The 7,483-nt window shown below is 61.2% G+C and carries 7 protein-coding genes; 5 read left to right on the top strand and 2 right to left on the bottom strand.

Annotated elements, in window-relative coordinates; translation table 11 throughout:
* Positions 1 to 33 precede the first annotated feature (33 nt).
* From JJE47_06765 to JJE47_06755, 3 genes are all read left to right on the top strand, one after another.
* Positions 34 to 1,371 (top strand): PD40 domain-containing protein, encoded by a 1,338-nt coding sequence (locus JJE47_06765; GenBank protein ID MBK5267125.1) that lies wholly within the window; start codon positions 34 to 36, stop codon positions 1,369 to 1,371.
* Positions 1,372 to 1,511: 140 nt separating this feature from the next.
* Complete coding sequence (locus JJE47_06760) at positions 1,512 to 2,189, top strand: NERD domain-containing protein (GenBank protein MBK5267124.1); 678 nt, start codon at positions 1,512 to 1,514, stop codon at positions 2,187 to 2,189.
* Positions 2,190 to 2,586: 397 nt separating this feature from the next.
* Positions 2,587 to 3,147: a hypothetical protein gene (locus JJE47_06755; protein MBK5267123.1), complete on the top strand. Its 561-nt coding sequence runs from the start codon at positions 2,587 to 2,589 to the stop codon at positions 3,145 to 3,147.
* A gap of 25 nt (positions 3,148 to 3,172) precedes the next feature.
* Here the strand turns inward: JJE47_06755 and JJE47_06750 are convergent, their stop codons facing one another.
* Positions 3,173 to 4,624 carry a YHYH protein gene (locus tag JJE47_06750; GenBank protein MBK5267122.1) on the bottom strand — a complete coding sequence of 484 codons (1,452 nt, stop codon included), beginning with the start codon at positions 4,622 to 4,624 and terminating at the stop codon, positions 3,173 to 3,175.
* Between the two features lie 182 nt (positions 4,625 to 4,806).
* Here JJE47_06750 and JJE47_06745 point away from each other — a divergent pair, with 182 nt between their 5' ends.
* Both JJE47_06745 and JJE47_06740 read left to right on the top strand, forming a co-directional pair.
* Entirely contained in the window at positions 4,807 to 6,297 is a 1,491-nt protein-coding gene (locus JJE47_06745; GenBank protein MBK5267121.1) for an amidase, read from the top strand.
* A gap of 61 nt (positions 6,298 to 6,358) precedes the next feature.
* A complete protein-coding gene (locus tag JJE47_06740; GenBank protein MBK5267120.1) occupies positions 6,359 to 7,063 on the top strand; it encodes a methyltransferase domain-containing protein in 705 nt (234 codons plus the stop codon).
* A 20-nt stretch (positions 7,064 to 7,083) separates the two neighbouring features.
* On the opposite strand, the gene JJE47_06735 is transcribed toward JJE47_06740, so the two are convergent.
* On the bottom strand, positions 7,084 to 7,483 hold a 400-nt coding region (locus JJE47_06735), incomplete at its 5' end, for a hypothetical protein (GenBank protein MBK5267119.1).

Raw genomic sequence — 7,483 nt, 5'->3', positions numbered from 1 at the left:
GCATTGCCATGCGGGCCGGGTACAGTCAGCCCGGTGATCGATCCTTTCAAGAAACGCCTCATTCGAGTCGCGACTCTATTTGTCGGACTACTTCTGGTCCTGTCCGCTTGCACCACAGCCGGGAGGCCGACGACGACCACGTCGAATCCATCTCCGGAACCCCAGGTGGGGCCCCCGAGTACCACCACCACTATTGGAGCGGCAGGGGAGCAGATACCACCCATTGGGCTGTCCACCGCAGAACTGGAACAGTTGCCGGGCCGACTGGTTATCAACGCCGATCGACGTCAGTCTGTGTTGGTGATCGGGTCTGATCTGGTCGCGCTGCCACTGGGGGATTCTCAGGGAGAGGTTGGCTCCCAGCCGACCTGGTCGCCCGACGGAAAGTCGGTCGCCTGGTCGCGGGTGGTAGCCGACGGAACTGCGTCGGTGGTTGTCAGCTCTGTTACCGATGGATCGTCCACGGAGTACGGCACGCCTTTCCAGGTTTTTTACATTCAGTGGCGCCCGGACAGTGGGGCGTTGGGAGTTCTCGGAGCTGGAGGAGAGGGAACGGCCTTGGCCATCATCGATCTCGGCGACGGGCAGGTGACTCAGAGACACTCGGCCGGCTCGTTCTACTTTGTGTGGTCGCCGGATGGGAAAACCCTCGTCACGCATCTGAACGGTTCGATCATCGAGCTCGTTGATGTGGCGAGCGGACAGCGCACGCCGATCGATACCGAGACTGGCACGTTCGAGGCACCCCAGTGGACGCCGGATGGAAAATCGATCATCTACATCCGACCGGTCATCATTCAGACCGCCGGTCTTGGGGGATTTCTGGCTGCCCAGGCGAATAGAGACGAGCTCGTCATGCAGAACGTGGCGACCGACGAAGTAACCGTCCTCGCCGAGGGTATGGGCATGAACGGTTTCTCGCTGTCGCCGGATGGCACCGAGATTGCCTATACGTCTGGCCGGTCGGGAACTGAAACCGACATGTTCGTCGTAGACCTGGCAACTGGCGAACGGAAATCTCTCGAGGTCGGGTTGGTGTTTGCCTGGCAATGGAGTCCAGACAGCCGCAAGATTCTGGTATTCGGAATCGAAGACGCCGGCATCGTCCTACGAGTGTGGAATAGCGGGACCGTAAAGGACTATTTCCGGGCGGTGCCAACTGGCACCTTTTTCAACCGTTATCTCATCTTCTGGGGACAGTACGCCCGCAGCATGAGTGTGTGGGCCCCCGACAGTTCGGCGTTCGTGTTCGCCGCCATCGACCGGGGCGACGATTACATCTTCCTGCAACTTCTCGAAGACGAGTTCCCGTCCCTGGTCGCCCCCGGTTCCGTGGCTTCGTTTTCGCCAGCTGGTGACTCAACCAACTGAGCTTGTCAGCCGATAGCTAGCGGATGAGCACGATCCGCCTTCGCTACTCGGCCAACTGTCGGCGATGCGAAGCTCTGCTGGGTCCTGGCTCGGAAGCTGTTTGGGATCGCACAACGAAGTCGGCAACGTGCGTTGGATGTGTGGATTCGCCAGCTTTTGCAGGTGGTGCCGCCGATCCATTTGCCGGTCCTGTCGTGGACCGGGGAATTGCCGGGGCATCTGCCCGGGCCGAGTACGAGCGGCGCAGCCCGTACGGTGGCGACGCCATCTCAGCGCAGTACCCGCGGATTGGCGCCATGTTGCGGCGGGTGGCGGGAGAGCCGCAACACGTTGAGGCCTGGCTGAAGGGATCGGTCGGCGAGGAACGTCTTGGTCTGGTCCTTGATCGGATTCCTCATGCCTGGGTGCTTCACGATCGCGCCGTTCCTGCTTCGAAGGCGAACATTGACCATATATTGGTCGTGCCTAGCGGCGTGTTCGTCATCGATGCGAAACGCTATAAGGGGAAGATCGCCTGGTCGGCAGGTCACCTTCGGGTCAACGGGCGGGATCAAACGCGTCTGGGAGAAGGGATCCTGCGACAGGTGACGATGATCGAACAAGCTCTACGTTCGGAGCCAGATACGCGGGTTGCTGGTGTGCTCTGTTTCGTTGAGGGCACCTTTGAAACCAGACCGCCATTTGGGCCTGGCGCCTTTGTCGTCCACAGTCCGAGAACCTTGCGGTACGCCCTTGAGCGGCCAGGCAGGTACAGCTTTGACGATCGCCAGCGTCTCGCCGGGCTTCTATCGGAAGCTTTCCCACCAGCCGCCAGCTGACAGCGGACCGAACCGAAGCTGGGCGTCGTTGGATAGGGTGAACAGCGTGATCTTTCGCAATCGGGTTGCGTGCTCTGTGGGGGTTTGCGCTCATCGTCCTGGCGTTCGTGGTCCTGATGGCCCTCTCTGGCCATTGGAGGCGACTTCGGTGACCCGGATTCTCCGGTCCTGGTGACGGGCGTGTTGGTCTTGTTCTGGTTTGCGACGATCGGGTTGCTCACGTTCGCAGCCAGTCGACCCGTCACCGCGGTGGGGTTCGCGGTGGGAGGTGGGCTGGATGTCAATCGTCGACCTTGCGGAAAGCCATGACCGGCGACGCTGCGAGGATGTCTTGACGCGGTTCAAGTCTGCCCTCGGCTGACCCTCGTCGGGGTAATTCGTCAATTACCATCTGCGTATGCGGATATTTGGTCGGCTACGCGTTAACCACCACGAACCACTTGGGCGTTGGTTTGAGCGCGAAGTGGCGGTGCTGGCTGGTCGGATCACTGCGGCCGATGCGTTGGGCCAGGCTCAAGCGCTTATCGCCGAGGTCGATCCCCACGCCCACCCGGTACACATTTCAACCTCCGCGGTGGACGAGAATGGCAGATCCGAGCACTGGGAGGTTAGGTTCGATTCTCGAGCGCTCGTGGCCAATCTCTGGGTCGAGTTCGCTTTTGAGCACGCCTGGCTCCGGGGCGTTCCTCTGGTGAGCCGCGAGTCCGGCTCGGTCACTCCTGAGTTTTGGGCGAGTATGAACAGCACTCAAAGACAGGTCTTTACCGATCGGTGGTTTGCGTATCCGGAACTGACAGGGTTCGTCGACTCCGACGCGGCGCTGGCGCGGTTGCTCGCAGAACACCCCAAAATAAGTCCGGATTCGGACTCACCCGAGATGTCACTTGAAACGGACCGCGCCGACGAGCTGTGGGCGTTGACGGTTGCCGACCGTGAGTGGTGGACTCCGCTGTTCTGACGGCTCTGAGCTTCGGGACAATGCCTTAGGGCGGCGGTCCGAGTCCGGACTGTGCGAGAGCTTCCATAAGTTCCTTTTCGGTGATTCCGAGTTCAGCGGCGGCGGCCGCCAGGTCGGGAGGTGGTTCCCCGAGAGCTCGCTCGAGTTTTTCTACCGTAACACCGAGAGCCGAAGCGACTCCGCTCAGGTCCGGCGCGACCGGCGCTTGACCACCGGGATTCACCGGCTCAGCAGCCGCAAAAGAATCACCGACAACTCCCGCGAACTCGATACCAACGTAATAGGGAAACGCATCGACGAGTTGGTCGCCTTCGACGGCCAGGGTTACGTGATAGTGGTAGCCCAACCCGTCGTGGTCGTGTCCGTTGAACTGGTCGAGGGCTTCGAGGGTGCCGTCGTTCAGGCCCGATTCGTAGTAATAGTCCTGGAGGAAATAGCCGGCGGTGGCCTGGAACACATTGTTGGACATGGACGTCACCGTGTCGCTGGTAGTCGGACCGATCGACGAAGTGGCGACGGTGCCGGCGGCCGGATCTGTCTGGTCGAGGAGAAGGCAGGACCGGATGCCCGCCTCCCCGCATCCGGTTGAGGACGTCGGGTCTTCGTAGTCACGCACGGTCCAGGAACTGCGAGCGAGAACTCCGTCAGCCACCCATGGGCCGTAGATGGGGAATCCATCAGAGGCGAACCCGTAGATGGGCGAGTGAGAATCGCCCGTGTCGCCCAACTGGTCGGCCAGGCACGTCGGATATGAGTGATGGTGATAGGTCCCCATCGCCGAGTGTCCGGGGCATATGTCAAGGTCGTATGACTCGGCGACCGGAGCCAGGTTCTCCCATACGCGCTCGTTGTTGTACGACTGGCCGTCACCCCATCCGAAGATGGCTACCCCGTTCACCCACAGGCCGATCATGCCGAGGCCGGTTGAGGTGTTACCTCCGTCTGCGAGGACCGGGCTAAGTGGAAACAGGACGTCGTAGGACTGCTCGGTCGGGCAAGCGGGGCCGGGAGGCCAGTAGCCGAAGCCTGTTCCATCGGTGCTGGTGCACCCGGTGCTGTTGTATCCGATGTCTTCTCCGAATGCCACCTCATCGCCTGCCGAAATGATGAGGCCATCTCCCGTGAAGTCGCTCGATCGTCTACTGGTGAGAAACGTCTCGTCTTGGTTGGTGATGGTGTGGGTGTAGTTGGGGATACCGGTGGCGGATACCGCCATGAATGCTGCCCCATCGACCTCGACGATCTCTGCCGATTGCACATTGACCTCTACGTCGGAGCCGATTACCCCGGCCGTCTCACCCGAGTCGTTGATGATCCAGGCGTTCAACCAGGCCTCGTTCGGGGCCCTGTTGGACGGGGTGGCGGTCGACGTTGTCGGTGTTGTTGAGTCAGACGACTCGACGAGATCGTCTGCGGATGCACCACATGCCGCGATGACAAGGACAACCATGGCGAATAGTCCCCGGGTTTTGTTCATCGGTCCTCACTTGGTGGTCGATGGGTCAAGCTCGTCATGGTCGATGAGTGTTTCGACAGGTCATACTAAGAACATCATGATTTATTGATCGATGGCCGGTTGGTACTTGAGTCCGAAGCCAGAGTCGATTTATACCTGGTTCAGGGACCCGCCGAGGCGCGTCGCTCCGGTAGTTTTCTCCTATGACCGCGCACGCAGAGTACGAAAAGCACGATGCCACCGGACTGTCCGACCTGGTGCGGACCGGACAGGCACATCCCCGCGAATTGCTAGAGGCGGCTATTGCCTCGGTTGAACGATCCAACGCAACGATCAATGCCGTGGTCCACAAGATCTACGAGCGGGCCATGGAATATGTTGACGGGCCGATCCCGGAAGGGCCACTGGCGGGTGTGCCGTTCTTGCTCAAGGATCTCGGGTCGGCGCTGGCGGGCGTGCCGATGACGGGTGGCTCGCGGTACCTCATGGGGTTCATTCCTGACTACGACAGCGAGATCGTCGCCCGGTACAAACAAGCAGGACTCGTCATCTTCGGCAAGACAAACACGCCGGAGTTTGGCCTGGTCGCTGTCACCGAACCCGAACTCCATGGCCCTACCCTCAACCCGTGGGATATCACCCGGACCCCGGGTGGCTCCAGTGGTGGGGCAGCGGCGGCCGTGGCGGCCGGGTATGTGCCGGCTGCTCACGCCAGCGATGGGGGAGGTTCCATCCGGATACCCGCCTCGGCCTGTGGACTGTTCGGAATGAAGCCAACGCGCGGCCGGGTTCCGCATGGTCCGGCGGTCGGCGATCCTGGTTTCGGCCTCACTCAAACCCACGCCATAACCCGGTCGGTCAGGGATAGCGCATTGCTGCTCGACGTGGCCAGGGGCCATGATCACGGCGCTCCGTACCAGATCCGAGAACCCGATCGTCCGTACGTTGATGAACTAGATGTCGATCCCGGCCAGCTTCGCATCGGTTTTACCAACCAGGCCCTGTTTGGCACCGACACCCACCCCGACTGTGTGGAAGCCGTCGAAAAGGCGGTCGCCCTCCTCGAGGGTCTCGGGCATCGTGTCGAGGAAGTGACAATTCCGTTCGACCGGGCCCGGATGCCTTCCACCTTCGTGCGGATCTGGGCTGCTTCGCTTGCCGGTGATCTCGAAACCATGCAATTGGCGACGGGCAAGAAGCTCCACCTCGATCACTTCGAACTTACGACCTGGTTGCTGGCTGTGATCGGCCGGAGGCTGTCGGCCGCCGATCTCGCAGCTGAGGTTGGCTTCATGCATTCTGAGTCCCGTCGGGTCCAGACGGCCTGGCGCGATCACGATGTCATCATCACCCCGACGTTGGCGAGGCCGCCCGTGAAGATTGGTGAACTGGCTCCGACCGAATCCCAGATTCGCCAGATGAAAGTGCTCGTCCGGGTACCGGTCCGCAAACTGCTCGACCGCGCCCTAGAGGAGGTGGCCGGCGAAAATATGGCTCCTGTTCCGAACACCATGCTGTTCAATATGACCGGGCAGCCGGCGATGTCGGTGCCCCTCCATTGGAATGCCGACAACCTGCCGATTGGAGTTCAGTTCGTCGGCCGCTGGGGAGACGAGGCGACCCTCTTCCGGCTTGCTTCTCAACTTCAGGCCGCCCAACCCTGGTGGGACCGCCGGCCTCCGCCACTGCACTAGCCAGACACCGACCGTGAGGACGATGAGAACGCTAACGAAGCTCCGGAATCGGACTCGGCACATGGCACGCTCTCATGTCGCAAGGCGGTCGGACGATGCACGAAACGTTGCCAGAGTCTTGACGACTCAGGCTGAAACCCAGGCGAACTACGATCGGATTGCCCGGTTCTACGAGCCCCTCGAAGGGATCTGGGAGCGACGGGTTCGCTCGGCCGGTGTCGCTGCTTTGCACGTTGGGCCAGGGGAGAGCGTGCTCGAAATCGGGAGCGGCCCCGGCTACATCCTTGCCGATTTCGGGAGGATGGCCGGCCCGGACGGAGTCGCTGTGGGGATCGACCTTTCTTCGAAAATGTGTCGGCTGGCTCACCGCCGACTATCGGTTGATAGCCAGACCGTGGGAGTTGTCGTCCAGGGTGATGGGGGCCGGCTGCCGTTTGATGACGGCCCTTTTGATGCGGTGTTCATGAGCTTCACTTTGGAGTTGTTCGACACTCCCCAGATCGCGGTAGTAGTAGCCGAGACGTACCGGATTCTCAGGCCGGGCGGGCGGATCACTGTGGTGTCGTTACGGAAAGAAGATCCAGCGCCTCTGATGCAGCGAGGATACGAATGGGGTCACTCGGCCTTCCCGAAACTCTTGGATTGTCGACCGATCCGGGTCGGCCAAGCCTTGACTGAGGCCGGGTTCAGGATTGAAGTCGACCAGCGATTGTCGATGTGGGGACTCCCCGTGGCGCTGGTAGTCGGGTCTAGACCTGCGAGCTGAGAATCGGGGTTCGTAACCGTCTAGGACGAGCGACTCGCCAGTTTCACGGCACGCTCGACGGTGTGAGCGAGTGGAGCGGGGATCTCATCGGCGGTTAGCTTGCTGAAACGTTCCCAGGCGCGTTCGGGTTTGTTGCGATGCCCTCGCAAACCGGAGATGCCTTCGAAGTCAGGGACCATTTCGACCCTGCCATCCTCACCGGCGATCTCACCGATCAACATGTTCAAGTGGCGCTCGCCCTCGTTCGGCTTCTTGCCGGCCGGAGCGTCACGATCGTGAAGGGCAACAAACGGGACGCCGACGGCTTTGGCAATCCGGGCGGCGAGCACAATGTTCGACTTGCCGCCGCATTCCACGATCGAGATCCGCTCCCGGTCGGCATCATGGCCCATCGCCCTAAACACGAACGGAAGGGCCAGT

It is taken from the genome of Acidimicrobiia bacterium (genome assembly GCA_016650365.1).
Lineage (GTDB): Bacteria > Actinomycetota > Acidimicrobiia > Spongiisociales > JAENVV01 > JAENVV01.
The sequence above is the reverse complement of the archived record's forward strand: the minus strand, read 5'-3'. Positions and strand labels throughout refer to the sequence as shown.

Coding starts and splice junctions, on each gene's coding strand:
- JJE47_06755 (MBK5267123.1), top strand. CDS start 2,587: ATGCGGATATTTGGTCGGCTACGCGTTAACCACCACGAACCACTTGGG.
- JJE47_06750 (MBK5267122.1), bottom strand. CDS start 4,624: ATGAACAAAACCCGGGGACTATTCGCCATGGTTGTCCTTGTCATCGCG.
- JJE47_06745 (MBK5267121.1), top strand. CDS start 4,807: ATGACCGCGCACGCAGAGTACGAAAAGCACGATGCCACCGGACTGTCC.
- JJE47_06740 (MBK5267120.1), top strand. CDS start 6,359: ATGGCACGCTCTCATGTCGCAAGGCGGTCGGACGATGCACGAAACGTT.